14 protein-coding genes and 3 tRNA genes are annotated in these 15388 nt (G+C 71.1%); 8 read left to right on the top strand and 9 right to left on the bottom strand.

The window, feature by feature from the left end; genetic code table 11:
* Positions 1–36 precede the first annotated feature (36 nt).
* The 6 genes from Q8A52_RS09905 to Q8A52_RS09880 form a co-directional block, all read right to left on the bottom strand.
* The gene (locus Q8A52_RS09905) at positions 37–1227 is read right to left on the bottom strand and encodes a leucine-rich repeat domain-containing protein (protein WP_316750193.1); all 1191 of its coding nucleotides are present in this window, start codon (positions 1225–1227) and stop codon (positions 37–39) included.
* On the bottom strand, positions 1221–2573 hold the full coding sequence (locus Q8A52_RS09900) for an SDR family oxidoreductase (RefSeq protein ID WP_316750192.1): 1353 nt from the start codon (positions 2571–2573) through the stop codon (positions 1221–1223). Before Q8A52_RS09900 ends, Q8A52_RS09905 begins: the two co-directional genes overlap by 7 nt.
* A 28-nt stretch (positions 2574–2601) precedes the next feature.
* Positions 2602–2673 (bottom strand) — tRNA-Glu (locus Q8A52_RS09895).
* Positions 2674–2811: 138 nt separating this feature from the next.
* Positions 2812–2884: transfer RNA gene (locus Q8A52_RS09890), tRNA-Ala, on the bottom strand.
* Between the two features lie 7 nt (positions 2885–2891).
* Positions 2892–2963, bottom strand: a tRNA-Gly gene (locus Q8A52_RS09885).
* A 51-nt stretch (positions 2964–3014) separates the two neighbouring features.
* Positions 3015–3260: a WhiB family transcriptional regulator gene (locus Q8A52_RS09880; protein ID WP_316750190.1), complete on the bottom strand. Its 246-nt coding sequence runs from the start codon at positions 3258–3260 to the stop codon at positions 3015–3017.
* 284 nt (positions 3261–3544) lie between these two features.
* Here Q8A52_RS09880 and Q8A52_RS09875 point away from each other — a divergent pair, with 284 nt between their 5' ends.
* The gene (locus Q8A52_RS09875) at positions 3545–4333 is read left to right on the top strand and encodes a VOC family protein (RefSeq protein ID WP_316750188.1); all 789 of its coding nucleotides are present in this window, start codon (positions 3545–3547) and stop codon (positions 4331–4333) included.
* A gap of 70 nt (positions 4334–4403) precedes the next feature.
* Here Q8A52_RS09875 and Q8A52_RS09870 read toward each other — a convergent pair whose 3' ends face one another.
* Together Q8A52_RS09870 and ligD are read right to left on the bottom strand one after the other, a co-directional pair.
* Positions 4404–5441, bottom strand: a complete 1038-nt coding sequence (locus Q8A52_RS09870) for a LacI family DNA-binding transcriptional regulator (protein WP_316750186.1) — start codon at positions 5439–5441, stop codon at positions 4404–4406.
* 239 nt (positions 5442–5680) lie between these two features.
* Positions 5681–6727: a non-homologous end-joining DNA ligase gene (gene ligD, locus Q8A52_RS09865; protein WP_316750183.1), complete on the bottom strand. Its 1047-nt coding sequence runs from the start codon at positions 6725–6727 to the stop codon at positions 5681–5683.
* Positions 6728–7002: 275 nt separating this feature from the next.
* On the opposite strand from ligD, the gene Q8A52_RS09860 reads away from it, so the two are divergent.
* The 4 genes from Q8A52_RS09860 (at position 7003) to Q8A52_RS09845 (ending at position 12063) form a co-directional block, all read left to right on the top strand.
* On the top strand, positions 7003–7776 hold the full coding sequence (locus Q8A52_RS09860) for a class I SAM-dependent methyltransferase (RefSeq protein ID WP_316750181.1): 774 nt from the start codon (positions 7003–7005) through the stop codon (positions 7774–7776).
* A 709-nt stretch (positions 7777–8485) separates the two neighbouring features.
* Entirely contained in the window at positions 8486–9511 is a 1026-nt protein-coding gene (locus tag Q8A52_RS09855; RefSeq protein WP_316750179.1) for a cytochrome P450, read from the top strand.
* 338 nt (positions 9512–9849) lie between these two features.
* Positions 9850–10920, top strand: a complete 1071-nt coding sequence (locus Q8A52_RS09850; protein WP_316750177.1) for an ATP-dependent DNA ligase — start codon at positions 9850–9852, stop codon at positions 10918–10920.
* Between the two features lie 159 nt (positions 10921–11079).
* Complete coding sequence (locus Q8A52_RS09845; protein ID WP_316750175.1) at positions 11080–12063, top strand: DUF3048 domain-containing protein; 984 nt, start codon at positions 11080–11082, stop codon at positions 12061–12063.
* A gap of 39 nt (positions 12064–12102) precedes the next feature.
* Here Q8A52_RS09845 and Q8A52_RS09840 read toward each other — a convergent pair whose 3' ends face one another.
* Positions 12103–12567 carry a MarR family winged helix-turn-helix transcriptional regulator gene (locus Q8A52_RS09840; RefSeq protein WP_316750173.1) on the bottom strand — a complete coding sequence of 155 codons (465 nt, stop codon included), beginning with the start codon at positions 12565–12567 and terminating at the stop codon, positions 12103–12105.
* 210 nt (positions 12568–12777) lie between these two features.
* Between Q8A52_RS09840 and Q8A52_RS09835 the strand changes: the two genes are divergently transcribed.
* From Q8A52_RS09835 to Q8A52_RS09825, 3 genes are read left to right on the top strand one after another with little or no spacing between them, the layout of a single operon-like run.
* Positions 12778–13533, top strand: a complete 756-nt coding sequence (locus Q8A52_RS09835; protein WP_316750171.1) for a CoA transferase subunit A — start codon at positions 12778–12780, stop codon at positions 13531–13533.
* A complete protein-coding gene (locus tag Q8A52_RS09830) occupies positions 13533–14180 on the top strand; it encodes a CoA transferase subunit B (RefSeq protein ID WP_316750169.1) in 648 nt (215 codons plus the stop codon). Before Q8A52_RS09835 ends, Q8A52_RS09830 begins: the two co-directional genes overlap by 1 nt.
* Positions 14177–15379, top strand: coding sequence for a thiolase family protein (locus tag Q8A52_RS09825; protein WP_316750167.1), 1203 nt, complete (start codon positions 14177–14179; stop codon positions 15377–15379). Before Q8A52_RS09830 ends, Q8A52_RS09825 begins: the two co-directional genes overlap by 4 nt.
* Positions 15380–15388: the final 9 nt, after the last annotated feature.

Raw genomic sequence — 15388 nt, 5'->3', positions numbered from 1 at the left:
CTGAGGCGGCTCGGGGGTCCGGCCCCCGAGCCCTGCTCACGCCTCGGGCGGCGCCGTGCGGTGCACGCTGCGGATGGCCGCCACGTCCGCCGGGACGGTCGGTGCGGGTATATGGGCGCTGAGGGCCTCCAGACGGCGCTTGATGCTGGCCGCGATGCCGTTGCCGAGTCGGAAGCGGGTGGCCGTGGTGGCCTGGGCCGCATGGTCGAGAAGGCGGTGCGCCTCGCGGCTGCGCATCCCGGTGTGGGTCAGGACGAGGTGGGCGAGCCGGTGCTCGCCGTCGGCGAGGGCCGCGGCGATGGTCTCGGCGGCCGTCAGGTCGAGCCGGTTGTCCTCCGCTGCGAGCACCGAGGCCGCCCGGACCCGGCCGAGGTCCAGCAGCGTGACGCCGGCCGCGGTCGCCGCCGTCACCAGCCGGGCCGCGGCGGCCGGTCCGATGCCGTTGCTGGCGACGGCCAGACGGGTGAGCCGCCCGTACGGTGCCCGGTCCAGGGCCTCGGCGAGACGGAGCGCGCCCGTATCTCCCAACCGGGCTGCGGACACGTACAGTTCGTCGACCGCGCCCCCGGCGACGACGGCGGCGAGCGCCCGCGCGCCCGACTCCCCCAGCGGGTTGCCGCCGACGAAGAGCCGCTCGATCCGGCGCCCGCCCTCGGCGGCCGCCAGCAGCGCATCGGCCAGGACGGCGGCGCCCGGGGCGTCCAGTCCGGTCTGGACGACGTCTAGGGTGCGCAACGACCGTGCGGACTCGATGAGTTCGGCCGCGGCCTGCCCGCCCCCGCTGCCGAGCGGGTTCCTCTTCAGCCACACGCCGGTGACGACCTGCGGCGAGGCGCGCAGACTGTCGGCGATCCGGCAGGCACCGCCCGCGGTGATCCCGTTGCAGCCGAGATACAGCGTCTCGACGTCCCTCGTGCTCTCGGCGACGGCGGCCGCGCCGTCGTCGCCCAGCGCGTCGGTGCCGAGCAGCAGGTGCCGTACCGGAGACGGCCCTTGGGCGAGGGCGTCGGCGATCAGCGCGGCGCCCTCCGCCCCGACCCCCTGCTTGCACAGGTCGAGCCGCCCGTCGGGCAGCGCCGTACCGGCCGTGAAGTCCAGCCGCTCCCCGGCCGGGCGGCCCGCGCGCAACCAGTCGAGCAGGGGCGCCAGTTCGGCAACAGGACGCGGTACGAGGTACGGGACCCCGGCGAAGCCGCCCGTGTCCGGCTCGGGCTCCTCGCTCACCATTCCGCCTCCCGGTAGTCCTTCAGGAACACCCCCGACAGCGGGTCCCCGGCCTCGCCGCGCACGATCGGGTCGTACACCCGGGCCGCCCCGTCCACGATGTCGAGCGGTGTGCGGAACCCGGCTTCGGCCATACGGGACTTCTTCGGGGCCGGGTTCTCGTCGGTGATCCAGCCGGTGTCGACGGCGCACATGTGCACACCCTGGGCGGCGAGTTCCGCGGCGCTGGTGCGGGTGAGCATGTTCAGGGCGGCCTTGGCCATGTTGGTGTGGGGATGGCCCGGCATCTTGTTGCGGACGGCGAAGCGGCCCTCGACGGCGGTCACATTGATCACGTACCGGCGTGGCTGCGGCGCGGCCAGCAGCAGGGGCAGCAGCCGGTCGCACAACAGCGCCGGGGCAAGGGCGTTGACGAGCTGGGTCTCCAGCACCTCGGCCGGGTCGAGCGCGCCGAGCCGGGCCGACCAGGAGTTCTCCGGAGACGGGTCGGGCAGCAGCCCGGCCTCGTCGGCCTCGCGCAGGGCGACCGGCAGGGCGGCGGCCGAGCCCTCCAGCATCCGCATCGACCGGAACCCGGGCGCCTGCCTGGCCCCCGCGGGCAGCGCGTCGTACTCTCCGGCGGCCAGCAGCGCATACGACTCGGGCGGCCGCCGCACGGTCTGCGCCGCGTTGTTGACGAGGATGTCCAACGGCCGACCTTCCTGCCGCAGTTCCTCGCACAGCCCGAGCACCTGGCGCGGGTCGCGCAGGTCGACGGCGAGGACGGTCAGCCGGTCCAGCCACTTCGCGCTGCCCTCGGCCGCCCGGAAGCGGCGCACGGTGTCGTGCGGGAAGCGCGAGGTGACGAGTACCTCGGCGCCGTCCCGGAGCATCATCAGGGCGAGTTGGAAACCGATCTTCACCCGGCCGCCGGTCAGCAGCGCCCGGCGGCCGCTCAGGTCGGTGCTCAGGGCGCGGCGGGCGGTGTTGTCGGCGGCGCACGCGGGGCAGAGCCGGTGGTAGAAGGTGTCGACCTGTCGATAGGGCGACTTGCAGACGTAGCAGGTGCGCGGCCGGTGGAAGACTCCCCCGGCGCCGGACGCGGCCAACGGGGCGTCCCCGCGGCGGTCCAGGGCGCCGGTCGCGGTCGCCGCCATCGCCGCCGCGTCGGCCGCGGACACCTCGGCGCCCCGCACCTTGCGGCGGCGCAGCCGGCCGTCGCGCGCGAAGGACGCGGCGACCTGCTCGGCCCGCAGTCGCACCGGGTCGTCGACGGGCAGGGCACGCAGCTTGCCCACCACTTGGTGGAAGACCGCCAGTTCCGCCTCGGTGATCGCGTCCGTGATCGTGTCGGTGATCGGCTCGCCCATCCGTACCCGCCCCGTGTCCGCCGTGCCGTGGTCCCGGCCGGATTCGAACCGGCGTATCCACCTTGAGAGGGTGGCGAGTCTGCCTCTGCTCTACAGGACCGAACGACACATCCGGACGCCACATCCGGATGCGCTCCCGGATCCTAACCGCACACCGCGGCCGTGGCCGCACGGATTTACGGACCGCTCGGTATGCGTTCCCGCCCCGTTCGCGCCCTGCCGTGGTCGTGCTCTGCCGTGGATCGGACCGGATTCGAACCGGCGTGTCCTTCAATGCCATGAAGGTGCGCAGGCCTCTGCGCTACCGACCCCCGCACGCCCGGACGACCGGATTCGAACCGGTGTGGTCGCCCTGGCAAGGCGGTGCGCCTGCCTCTGCGCTACGCCCGGACGTGCTCCCGGGTCCTAACGGCCGGTCCGGGGTGACGCACCGTCCGGGCTTCACAGCGACGCACGCCGGAGCTCCAGCCGTTCCTTCTCCGACAGGCCGCCCCAGACGCCGAAGCGCTCGTCGTTGTCGAGCGCGTACTCCAGGCAGGCGGAGCGGATCGGGCACAGGCCGCAGATCCGCTTCGCCTCCCGTACCGAGCTGCCGGGCTCCGGGAAGAAGAAGTCCGCCCCCGTTTGCGCGCACAACGCCTCCTCCTGCCAGGCAAGGTCGGGCGAGGTGATCATTTCGATGTGCATGAGCAGGATCGTCCCGCCCCGCGAAAAACGTTCGATCAACGCCGGGTCAACGCCGCGGCCGGGACGTATACGGGGCCCTCCTGCCGCCCCGATGATGCTCCCGCGGCACACGGCGGCGCACGGCGGCGCGCGGGACCGGATGAAAACAAGCGGAACGCGGCTGGTCACCCAGGGTGGTCACGGTGGGCGGTCCGGTCCGCGGGCGCGCTGCGGCAGCGATTGTCAGTGGGCGGTGCAAGACTCGGCAGTGCACTGAGAACGGGACCCTTTTGAGGAGGGCGAAGATGCTCACCACCCGTTTCGTCAACGGCGCACCCAACTGGATCGACGTCGGCACATCCGACATCGAGGGCGCCACCTCCTTCTACGGCGGTCTCTTCGGCTGGCAGTTCCAGTCGGCGGGGCCCGACTCCGGCGGTTACGGCTTCTTCCAACTGGAAGGCAAGACCGTGGCCGGCGGCATGCAGACCACTCCTGAGCAGGGTCCGCCCTCCTGGACCGTGTACTTCCAGAGCGCGGACGCGCAGGCCACGGCCAAGGCCGCCGAGGGGGCGCACGGCAGCGTGCTGCTCCAGCCCATGGACGTGATGGGGCAGGGCCACATGGCGATCCTGGGCGACCAGGCGGGCGTGCCCTTCGGGATCTGGCAGCCGGGCCGCACCAAGGGCGTGGACAAGGCGAACGAACCCGGTTCGCTGTGCTGGGTCGAGCTGTACACCCCGGACATCGCCGCGGCCGCCGCGTTCTACAACCAGGTGCTCGGTCTGGAGACGTCCGCCATGCCCTTCCCCGGCGGCACGTACACCTGCGTCAATCCCACCGAGGGCGGCGAGGACGCGATGTTCGGCGGAATGGTCCCGCTGGCCGACGACCCCACGGAGGCCGAGGCCGGCGCCTACTGGCTGCCGTACTTCGAGGTCGAGGACACCGACGCCGTGGTCGAAAAGGCGCAGCAACTGGGCGGCAAGGTCCGCATGCCCGCCACGAGCATGGAGGGCGTCGGCCGTATGGCCAAGCTCGCCGACCCGTACGGCGCCCGCTTCGCGGTGATCAAGAGCGAGTCGCAGGGCTGAGACCCCCGCATCTCCGGCGCGGGCGTGAGGCACCCCGGCGCGTCCGAAGCAACGAGGGACGGGCCGGGGCCTACGCAGAGGCGCGCCGTATCAGCATCGTCGGCAGGATCACGCCGGAGGGCGCGTCCGCCGCGGAATCGTCGCGGTTGCCGCGGTCCAGGTCGCGCAGCAGGAGGCGGGCCATCAACCGGCCCATCTCCTCTATGTCCTGACGGATCGTGGTCAGCGGCGGGTCGGTCTGCTCGGCGACGGGCAGCATGTCGTCGAAGCCGATCACGGCGACGTCCTCGGGGACCCTCCGTCCGCTCGCGCGCAGCACGCGCAGCGCTCCGGAGGCGCTGAGGTCGTTCGCGGCGAAGACCGCGTCCACGTCCGGGCAGCGGTCGAGGAGTTCCCGCATGGCGCGCTCGCCGCCGGCCGGGGTGAAGTCGCTCTCCACGATCAGCAGCGGATCCGCGTCCGCCATCACATCCCGGAACCCGTCGAGCCGGTCCACCGCGGAGGTCTGGTCGAGGGCACCGGTGATGTGCGCGATCCGCCTCCGGCCGAGGCCGACGAGATGACGTACGGCCTCGCGGGCCCCGCCCCGGTTGTCGCTGTCGACGTACACCGCGTCGGGCGTCCCGTGGCTCCAGCCGGGCCGGCCGCCGAACACCGTGGGTACGCCCGCGCCCCGGATCAGCCCGGGCAGCGGATCGTCGAGGTGCAGCGAGAAGACGAGCGCGCCGTCGACATGGCCTCCGGCGAGATAGCGGGCCACGCGCGCGTGGTCGTCCCTGCCCTCGGTCAGCAACAGGACCAGTTGGTTGTCGTGCGCCGTCAGCTCCTTGCTGATCCCGCGCAGTTGCAGGGCGAAGAAGGGGTCGGCGAAGACCCTGGTCTCGGGTTCGGCGATGACCACGGCGACGGCGTCGTGCCGCTTCGTCACCAGGCTGCGCGCGGCCTGGTTGGGGACGTAGCCGAGCTCCTCGACCGCCCGCCGGACCCGCTGCACGAGCGGCTCCCTGACTCCGTCCCCGCCGTTGACCACCCGGGACACGGTGGCCCGCGACACCCCCGCCCGCGCGGCCACGGCCTCCAGCGTGGGACGCGGCGCTGTCTCGGTCACTTCGGGACTCCTCCTCGGCGATTGCGGATCAGGATAGCCCCGCGCGAGGGACGGGGTGAGAGCGCTCTCGTCACGGGAAGGGAGTTGCTGCGGGACGGGGCCGGTGAAGACCGCTACGTGCCGGAGAGAAAGCCCGATGACGCCTGACCGCCTCACCCCGTACGCGCGCCGGCCGCGGCCGCACCGGGACCGGAGCGTCTTGCGCAGCACTCTCGACGCACACGGCCGAGTAGGCGGTCCTAGGTCGCGTTCGGCTCCGGCGGTGACGGCTGCTGTTCCTCGCGTCGTGCCCGGCTCGGCTGGACGCGCTTGGGCTCTCCGGGCATCTTCGGGTACTCGGGCGGGTAGGGCAGGTCGCCCAGTCCGTGGTCGTGCTCGTCCTTGCGCGCGAGTTCCAGCAGGGCCTCGAGGGAGAAGGCGTGGTCGTCCATGTCGGCGTGCACATCGCCGAGTTCGGCGAAGCGGGCGGGCATGGTCGCGAGGTCGAAGTCCCGGGGGTGGGCATCGCCCACTTCTTCCCAGCGCAGGGGGGCCGAGACCGGTGCGTGCGGGCGGGGACGCACGGAATAGGCGGAGGCGATGGTGCGGTCTCTGGCGGTCTGGTTGTAGTCGATGAAAATGCGCTCGCCGCGTTCCTCCTTCCACCACTTGATCGTCACGTGGTCCGGCATCCGCCGTTCCATCTCCCGGCCCACGGCGATCGCGGCGCGGCGCACCTGGGTGAAGGTCCAGCGCGGTTCGATGGGCACGAAGACATGCAGCCCACGGCCGCCGGAGGTCTTGGGCCAGCCGCGCAGTCCGCCGAACTCGTCGAGGACGGTGCGCAGTTCGTCGGCGGCACGCACGGCGTCGTCGAAGTCGGTGCCGGGCTGCGGGTCGAGGTCGATGCGGAGCTCGTCGGGGCGGTCGACGTCGGTGCGGCGCACCGGCCAGGGGTGGAAGGTGAGGGTGCCGAACTGGGCGGCCCACACGACGGCGGCCTCCTCGGTGGGGCACATCTCGTCCGCGGAGCGGCCACTGGGAAAGGTGATGTGGGCGGTGGGGATCCAGTCGGGCATGTTCTTGGGCGCCCGCTTCTGGAAGAAGGACTCGCCGGTCACACCGTCGGGGTAGCGCTCCAGGGTGGTGGGGCGGTTGCGCAGGGCGCGCAGGATGCCGGGGCCGACCGCGATGTAGTACCGGGCCAGGTCCAGCTTGGTGAAACCGCGCTCCGGGAAGAAGACCTTGCCCGGGCTGGACAGCCGCACGGTCCGGCCGCCCGCCTCCAGTTCCACCGCGTCACCCATGCGGCCACGGTAGGCGTACCACGCACACCTCGCACACCGGGCGGCAGCCGCGGTATGCGCGCAGAACCGGAGCATTGTTCTACTGGATCACCCAGGTGGTCGCGGAGGCAGCACATGCGCGGCTGCTTCGCTCGCACCTGCGCGGCCCCCTTCCCTCGATGGGCCGGAACGCAGGCCATGACACGCGCGGCACACCCCAGCCACTTCGTGGTGGCCCACCTCGGTCCGAGGAGCGGGGCCTGTCCTGCGGATCATGGGACTACTAGGCTGCGTCGATGGACCGAGTCACCGATGTGCCCGAGAGTCTCGCCCAGTCTGCAGATCCGGCCAGGGTGAACGACTACGACAGCTTCGCCGAGGCGTACGCGGCGGAAACCGAGAACAACCTCGTGAACGCCTACTACGCGCGGCCCGCGATGTTGGCCCTCGCCGGAGACGTGGCCGGTCGCCGGATCCTGGACGTCGGCTGCGGCTCGGGCCCCCTGTCCGCTGCACTGCGCGACCGCGGTGCCATCGTCACCGGCATCGACGCCAGCGCCGGGATGCTGGCCTTGGCAAGGCGGCGGCTCGGTGACGACGTGGCCCTGCACATGGTCGACTTGAGCGACCGCCTGCCGTTCGCCGACGGTGCGTTCGACGACGTGGTCGCGTCGCTGGTGCTGCACTACCTGGAGGACTGGGGCCCGACGCTGGCCGAGTTGCGTCGAGTCCTCAGGCCCGGCAGCCGGCTGATCGCGTCGGTGGACCACCCTTTCGTTGCCTACACGTTCCAGGATCCTCATCCCGACTACTTTGCGACCACCAGCTATTCCTTCGACTGGACGTTCAACGGGCAGTCCGTCCCGATGAGGTTCTGGCGCAAGCCACTGCACGCGATGACCGACGCCTTCACCGCCGCCGGCTTCCGCCTCACCGTCATCGGCGAGCCGCGGCCCGACCCTGCCGCCCGCGAGCTGTTCCCCGACGGCTTCCATGACCTTTCGACCAAAACCTGCTTCCTGTTCTTCGTCGTCGAGGTACCGCCGTCGGCGTTGGCCGAACCGGGATGAGCTGCGGGGCATCGCCCCACTGGCCCGGGGCGACCGCCAGGGCCGGCCGACTGACTGTTTTCGGTCTCTATATGGCAAAAAGTCGTTAATAAAAGCGACCACGCGAACCAGCTGGTACGCGCCCCACACCCCTAAATACAGCTGATGACGGGAATGCGGCACATATACCAAATATGTCATACGTGGCACCATGGAATACGTGGCATTTGGTGCCGAAGACAGGCGAGAGGAGTGCATCATGATCGCCAAGCTGCTCGGCAGGCTGTCCTTCACCCGCCACTACGGCGCATACGGGGCCCACGAATGGGACGCGTACGCGGGCGACGACGGGGTCTGACCGCACTACCGGCGGGCGCCCCCGGGCGCCCGCCGACTCCCAGCCACGCTCCCGCCGATATCGGCCTGGACAGGTGCGAGAGCCAGGGACGATCTCATGGGCCGAATGAATGAGCCGCCGCGGTTGCCCGAAGGCAGCTTCGCCGCCTGGAGCCGCGACCGGCTGGCAGTGGCGCGCCGTGGCGCTGACGAGTGCGGGGACGTCTGGCAGTTGGAGCCGGGTGTCTACGTAGCCGCTACGGCTGGGCCGTGTGAAGAAGTGCTGCGCCGCGCGCAGGACTTCCCCAAGGCATCCTCGCCTCTCTTCCCTCCGTTGAAACGGTCGAGCGGAACACCGACGCCCGAGGAACGTGCGTACGCTCACGCCGCCCGCATGCGCGGACTACGCCCGCAGGCAGTTGCGGCCCGGATCGGTGAGATTGCGCCCCAGGCCGCTCTGTTTGCCGACCATTGGCCCACGGGCCAGGACGTCGAGATCCTGCCCCCGGTCCGGCACGCCCTGGCAGAGATCGGCGTGAACTACCTCTTCTCCGATGACGCTCCCACCCTGCTGCCCTTCGCCGCACAGCTCTTCCTGGCCCGGGAGGTGCTCGCACGCCCCTCGCGCTGGGCATGGCCGCACTGGATCCCCACACCGGCACGGCGGTTCCGGACGCGGCAGCAAGTCGCCTTCACCGACGCTTTGCGGCCCATCGTCCGCCGGCGCCGTGCATCGGGCCGGCTCGGTGACGACATGCTGGGACAGATGCTCCGGCCCTCCTCCCGCTACGGCCTGCTGCCGGACGAGGCCGTCCTCGACACTCTCCCCGGAATCACCGTCGCCACCTTCGAGACACCTTCCCGGGCAGCCGGATGGATCCTGCTCCACCTGGCCCGGCACCCTCGCGCAGCGGACCGCGTCGCGGCCGAAGCCGCCCTGCTGCCCGCGGACCCGGCCGCGACGACCAGCACCCACCTCGAGAGCCTGCAGTACACCCAGGCACTGGTACGCGAGGTGCTCCGACTGCACCCCCCGAGCTGGCTGCTGACCCGGCGCGCCGGGCGACAGACCGAGCTCGCCGGCTACACCATCGACGCCGGGTCCACCGTTCTCGTCTGCCCCTACACCGCCCACCGCGACGCACGGGAATACTCCGAGCCGGACCAGTTCCGGCCCGAGCGCTGGCTCGATGCTTCGGGCTCGCCGGCGAAACCCGGGGTCTTCCTGTCCTTCGGTACCGGGCCGCACGGCTGCGAGGGAGCCTCTCTGGCCATGGCGATGCTCACGCTCCTGACTGCGCATACCGCCCGCCGCTACCGCTTGAGCGAGCCGCCCGGACCGGAACCCGGCTACCAGGTCGCCACCTTCGAAGGCCTCGCGACAGTCGGCCTGCGCCTGCGTGCCACCCTGCGCAGCTGAGGGCAGTCCTGCTTTCAGTCACGGTGTCGCTGTGCCGGTGCCCAAGGACGTAGCCGGCCTGCCGGACACGGAACCCGGCACGGTGGTCCTGACGATGACGGGCCATTGGATGACGAGCCATTACCGGGACCAGCACGGCGAGCCGACCGAGTACGCCGTAGACCGCCTCGGAGTCGGCCGCAACCTGTCCTCGGAGTACGGCCCCTTGGTCATGGGGGCGTCTCACACACGTTTCGCAGGCAGTGCGGTGGAGGACTGGTCGCGATGCCGTTGACCTGCACTTCCACCGTCGCCATGCGCAAAAGGCGACCTGTGTGAGCCTTGAGTAGGCTCGAAGCATGGATCTGCCGGTGATGCCGCCCGTGAAGCCGATGCTCGCCAAGTCGGTGGCGAAGATCCCGCCGGACATGCACTACGAGGCGAAGTGGGACGGTTTCCGGGCGATCGTGTTTCGTGACGGGGACGAGGTCGAGCTCGGCAGCCGCACGGGGAAGCCGCTGACCAGGTACTTTCCCGAGCTGGTCGCGGCGTTGAAGGAGCGGTTGCCCGAGCGCTGCGTGCTGGACGGCGAGATCGTGATCGCCCGGGAGGGGCGGCTCGACTTCGACGCGCTGACCGAGCGCATCCACCCGGCGGACTCCCGGGTGCGCATGCTGGCGGAGCGGACGCCCGCCTCCTTCGTCGCGTTCGACCTGCTGGCACTGGCCGACGAGTCGCTGCTGGACGTCCCCCTGACGGACCGCCGGGCGCTCCTCGCCAGGGCACTGTCCGGCGTGACGGCACCCGTCCATCTGGCACCGGCGACAACCGACATCGACGTGGCGCAGCAGTGGTTCGAGCAGTACGAGGGGGCGGGCCTGGACGGGGTCGTCGCCAAGCCGCCCGGTGTGCGCTATCTGCAGGACGAGCGGGCGATGTTCAAGATCAAGCACGAGCGTACGGCGGACGTCGTCGTGGCGGGCTACCGCTTCCACAAGAGCGGTCCTGTGGTGGGCTCACTGCTGCTCGGGCTCTACGACGACCAGGGCGCTCTTCAGCACGTGGGTGTGTCCGCCGCGTTCGCGATGAAGCGCCGCGCCGAGCTGGTCGAGGAGCTGGAGCCGCTGCGGATGACGGACGTGGCAGGGCATCCGTGGGCGGCCTGGTCTCAGGAGGCCGCGCACGAGTCGGCCCGGCTGCCCGGGGCCCCCAGCCGCTGGTCGGGCAAGAAGGATCTGTCCTGGGTGCCGCTCAGGCCGGAGCGGGTGGCCGAGGTGGCGTACGACCACATGGAGAACGGGGTCCGCTTCCGGCACACGGCCCGCTTCCGCCGCTGGCGCCCGGACCGCACGCCCGAGAGCTGCACCTACGCCCAACTGGAGGAACCGGTGCGCTACGACCTCGTTGAGATCCTCGGCACCCCCGGCTGACCGGCTTCGGACCGGGACCTGCGGGCGCGTGCGGCACGCCGGGACGGGGGGTGCGCCGATCGGCCCATCCGGCAAGCCCGATCGGCATCACGCGGGTATGGCCATCGATGAACTTACAAGCGCACAATCGACGGCACAGACTTGGTGGCAACGGTGGGCATGGGGCACAGAGCGCGCTCGGGGCGCGGCACGACGACAGCATTTCTGGCCGCCGCGCTGACGGCTTCTCTCGCGGCGGGCTGCACATCGGGACACGGCCACGGCCCGGTCGACGACGGCCGCGCCGGGAACGGCGGACCGGCCTCGCCGGGACCGGGCGGCGGCACCGGCCAGGTGCTCGCGGTGAAGATCGACAATGCGCCCGAGGCCCGCCCGCAGACGGGGCTGGACTCCGCGGACGTCGTGTACGCGGAACAGGTCGAGGGCGGGCTGAGCCGGCTGATGGCGGTGTACGCGACCAAGCTGCCGAAGGTCATCGGGCCGGTGCGCAGCGCCCGCGAATCCGATCTGGAGCTGCTGCGCCAGTTCGACCGGCCGACGCTCGCCTTCTCGGGGGCGCAGACCAAGCTGCTACCGCTGATCGACAAGGCGCCGCTGCGGCCGGAGACACCCGACAACGCGTCCGGCGCCTTCTTCCGCGGCAGCGACAGGACCGCGCCGCACAACCTCTATCTGCACCCGGACCGGCTGCTGTCCGCCACGCCGGGCGCGGCCGCGCTGAGCACCGGCTTCCACTACGGCGCGGCTCCGGCGGGCGGGCGGCCCGAGACCTCGCGCACCGTGCGCTACCCCTTGGCCGCGTTCACCTTCACCTGGTCCGCCGACCGGCACCGCTGGCTGGTCGGGATGGACGGCACCGCCACGCATACGGCCGACGGGAAGCGGCCGGCTCCCGCGACGGTCGTCGTGCAGTACGTGAAGGTGCACGAGTCCGCGTACCACGACGTCCTCGGCAACAACACGCCGTACACCGAGACGGTCGGCACGGGGAAGGCGGAGGTACTGCGGGACGGCCGCGCCTTCGACGCGACCTGGACCCGCCCGGCCGCGGCCGACGGCACGAAGTTCACCACCGCCGACGGCGCGCCCATGAACTTCGCCAGGGGCCAGGTATGGGTGGTGTTCGCACAGTCCGACCATTGATCGCGCGGCCCGGGGACTGATCGACCGGTCCAGGACCGATCAGGTCTGGGCGACGACCTGATCCGCCGGATTGCGGAGCCCCTCCGCCGCGTCCGAGACCCGGCGGATCAGGTCGAAGAACACCGTCTGCTCCTCGGCGGAGAGCGGAGCGAGGAAGACCTGGTTCATCCGAGCCGTGCGCACCGTGAGCTTGCGGTGGGTGCGCAGCCCGTCGTCCGTGAGGCGCAGCAGGAAGCGCCGGCCGTCCTGCGGGTCGCGCACCTTGTCGAGGAGTCCGCGGCGGGACAGACGGCTGATCACCTCGGCGATCGTCGACCGGTCCAGGCCCACTCGCTCCCCCACCGTGCGCTGGTCGAGACCGGGCTCGGCGACGAGCGTGTTCAGGACCGCGAACTGCGGCGAGGTGATCTCCTCCGAGACCATCGTGTTCCACAGCAGGTAGTGCGCCTGCTGCAGCCGCCGGGCCAGGTGCCCGGGGTGGGTGGTGAGATCCACCGCGGCCATGTGTGCTCCCGAGGGTCGAATTCGTTTGTGTACTGAACGATACTCGCCTCCCGCTCGCCTGTCTGCGACCAGGTTCGGCATCATGCAAGCTCTTGACGGGTCGGCATCGCGGTGGCAGCGTGAGGAGCACCTCGCTGAAATACTCAGTACCCTGATTAATTGGCGGCCTCCTCCGCGGTCGGGGCGGCAGGAAGAGATGGGGCTTCACGTATGGACAAGGTGGTCGCCACGGCCGTGGAGGCGGTGGCCGATGTGCCGGACGGCGCGTCGTTGGCGGTGGGCGGCTTCGGGCTCAGCGGTGTGCCGAATGTGCTGATCCAGGCCCTGTACCAGCGGGGTGTGGACGGCCTGTCGGTGGTCTCGAACAACTGCGGGGCGATGGAGTCGGGCCTTGCCGTACTGCTGGCCGCGAGGCGGATCGCGCGGGTCACCGGGTCGTACATCGGGGCGAACAAGGAGTTCGCACGGCAGTACCTGGCCGGGGAGCTGGAGGTGGAGCTGATCCCGCAGGGCACACTGGCGGAGCGGCTGCGCGCCGGGGGCGCCGGGATTCCGGCGTTCTACACCCCGGCCGGAGTGGGTACGCAGGTCGCGCAGGGCGGACTGCCGTGGCGGTACGACGGCTCCGGCGAGGTGGCGCTGGCGTCGCCCGCGAAGGAGGTGCGGGAGTTCGACGGCACGGAGTACGTGCTGGAGCGCGGGATCCGTACCGACTTCGCGCTGGTGCGGGCGGCCAAGGGCGACCGGCACGGGAATCTGGTGTTCAACAAGTCCGCCCGCAACTTCAACCCGCTGGCCGCGATGGCCGGGCGGGTGACGGTGGCCGAGGTGGAGGAACTGGTCGAGCCCGGTGAGATCGATCCGGATGCGGTGCATCTGCCGGGGATCTTCGTACAGCGGGTGGTGGCGCTGACGGCCGAGCAGGCGGCGGACAAGCACATCGAGCAGCGGACGGTGAGTTCCTGATGGCCTGGACACGTGAGCAGATGGCGGCACGGGCGGCCCGCGAACTCGAGGACGGCCAGTACGTCAACCTCGGCATCGGACTGCCGACGCTGATCCCCAACCATCTCCCCGAGGGCGTCGAGGTGGTGCTGGAGTCGGAGAACGGGATTCTGGGCACCGGCCCCTACCCGACCGAGGATCAGGTCGATGCGGATCTGATCAACGCCGGCAAGGAGACCGTCACGGTCCTGCCGGGCGCCTCCTACTTCGATTCGGCGCTGTCCTTCTCGATGATCCGGGGTGGGCACATCGACGCCGCGGTGCTCGGCGCGATGCAGGTGTCGGCGAGCGGGGACCTGGCGAACTGGGCCGTCCCCGGCAAGCTGGTCACCGGGATCGGCGGGGCGATGGACCTGGTGCACGGCGCGCGCACCGTCATCGTCGTCATGACGCACACCGCGAAGGACGGCTCGCCGAAGATCCTCGAGGAGTGCACGCTTCCGCTCACGGGCAAGGCGTGTGTGAACCGGGTCATCACCGACCTCGGCGTCCTGGACGTCACCGACGCCGGCCTGCTGCTCGTGGAGTGCGCGCCGGGCGTCGAGGTGGCAGAGATCATGACGAAGACCACCGCGAAGGTGCACCTCCCCGAGGAGATCCGGTCATGAGGGACGTCTACATCGTCGATGCCGTGCGCACACCGATCGGCCGCTACAACGGCGGTCTGTCCGCGGTGCGTCCGGACGATCTGGCCGCCCATGCGGTCCGCGAACTCCTCGCCCGCACCCCGGACCTGGACCCGTCCCGTATCGAGGACGTGTACTTCGGCAACGCCAACGGCGCCGGCGAGGAGAACCGCAACGTCGCCCGCATGGCCGCCCTCCTGGCCGGTCTGCCGACCTCCGTGCCCGGAGTGACCGTCAACCGGCTGTGCGCCTCCGGTCTCGAAGCCGTGATCCAGGCCGCCCGGGCCATCGCGGCCGGCGATGCGCACATCGCTCTCGCGGGCGGCGTCGAGTCCATGACCCGCGCCCCCTACGTCCTGCCCAAGAACGACCGGCCCTTCCCCGCCGGGCACGCCGAGCTGTACTCGACCACGCTGGGCTGGCGCATGGTCAACCCGCGGATGGACCCGCAGTGGACCGTCCCGCTCGGCGAATCGGCCGAACTCATCGCGGACAAGCACAAGATCAGCCGCGAGCGGCAGGACGAGTTCGCCCTGCACAGCCATCGCAAGGCCGCCCTGGCGCAGACAGCGGGCCTGTTCGCCGCGGAGCTCGCCCCGGTCCCGGTCCCGCGGCGCAAGGGCGATCCGGTCGACTTCGCCGCCGACGAATGCGTACGGCCCGACGCCTCCCTCGCCGCGATGGCCGGGCTCAAGCCTTCCTTCCGCAGCGACGACGGCACCGTGACGGCGGGCAATGCCTCCCCGCTCAACGACGGTGCCGCGGCCCTGCTCCTGACCGACGAGGAGGGCCTGAAGGCCACCGGCCGCGAGCCGCTCGCCCGGGTCGGCGCCACCGGCGTCTCGGCGATCGATCCGCACTACTTCGGCCTCGCCCCCGTCGAGGCCGTCAACCGCGCACTCACCAAGGCGGGCCGCACCTTCGACGACCTGTCCGTGCTCGAACTCAACGAGGCCTTCGCCGCCCAGGTGCTCGGCTGTGTCGCCGAATGGCCCGAGTTCGACCCCGCCGTCCTCAACCCCCAGGGCGGAGCCATCGCCCTCGGTCATCCGCTCGGCGCCTCCGGTGCACGGCTCGCGGGCACCGTCGCCCACCAGCTCGCCCGCCGCGGCTCCGGCACCGGCGTCGCCACCCTCTGCATCGGCGTGGGCCAGGGCCTCGCCCTCGTCCTCGAACGCTAGGAACCCCCT

Source organism: Streptomyces herbicida, assembly GCF_032656585.1.
Lineage (GTDB): Bacteria > Actinomycetota > Actinomycetes > Streptomycetales > Streptomycetaceae > Streptomyces > Streptomyces herbicida.
Note: the sequence above shows the minus strand (reverse complement) of the source record. Positions and strands in the feature narration are given on the sequence as shown.

Excerpts from the sequence above, each read along its gene's own strand:
- Q8A52_RS09845 (WP_316750175.1), top strand. The coding sequence starts at position 11,080 with ATGGGGCACAGAGCGCGCTCGGGGCGCGGCACGACGACAGCATTTCTG.
- Q8A52_RS09875 (WP_316750188.1), top strand. The coding sequence starts at position 3,545 with ATGCTCACCACCCGTTTCGTCAACGGCGCACCCAACTGGATCGACGTC.
- Q8A52_RS09900 (WP_316750192.1), bottom strand. The coding sequence starts at position 2,573 with ATGGGCGAGCCGATCACCGACACGATCACGGACGCGATCACCGAGGCG.
- Q8A52_RS09855 (WP_316750179.1), top strand. The coding sequence starts at position 8,486 with ATGCGCGGACTACGCCCGCAGGCAGTTGCGGCCCGGATCGGTGAGATT.
- Q8A52_RS09860 (WP_316750181.1), top strand. The coding sequence starts at position 7,003 with ATGGACCGAGTCACCGATGTGCCCGAGAGTCTCGCCCAGTCTGCAGAT.
- ligD (WP_316750183.1), bottom strand. The coding sequence starts at position 6,727 with ATGGGTGACGCGGTGGAACTGGAGGCGGGCGGCCGGACCGTGCGGCTG.
- Q8A52_RS09880 (WP_316750190.1), bottom strand. The coding sequence starts at position 3,260 with ATGCACATCGAAATGATCACCTCGCCCGACCTTGCCTGGCAGGAGGAG.
- Q8A52_RS09830 (WP_316750169.1), top strand. The coding sequence starts at position 13,533 with ATGGCCTGGACACGTGAGCAGATGGCGGCACGGGCGGCCCGCGAACTC.
- Q8A52_RS09905 (WP_316750193.1), bottom strand. The coding sequence starts at position 1,227 with ATGGTGAGCGAGGAGCCCGAGCCGGACACGGGCGGCTTCGCCGGGGTC.
- Q8A52_RS09835 (WP_316750171.1), top strand. The coding sequence starts at position 12,778 with ATGGACAAGGTGGTCGCCACGGCCGTGGAGGCGGTGGCCGATGTGCCG.
- Q8A52_RS09850 (WP_316750177.1), top strand. The coding sequence starts at position 9,850 with ATGGATCTGCCGGTGATGCCGCCCGTGAAGCCGATGCTCGCCAAGTCG.
- Q8A52_RS09840 (WP_316750173.1), bottom strand. The coding sequence starts at position 12,567 with ATGGCCGCGGTGGATCTCACCACCCACCCCGGGCACCTGGCCCGGCGG.
- Q8A52_RS09825 (WP_316750167.1), top strand. The coding sequence starts at position 14,177 with ATGAGGGACGTCTACATCGTCGATGCCGTGCGCACACCGATCGGCCGC.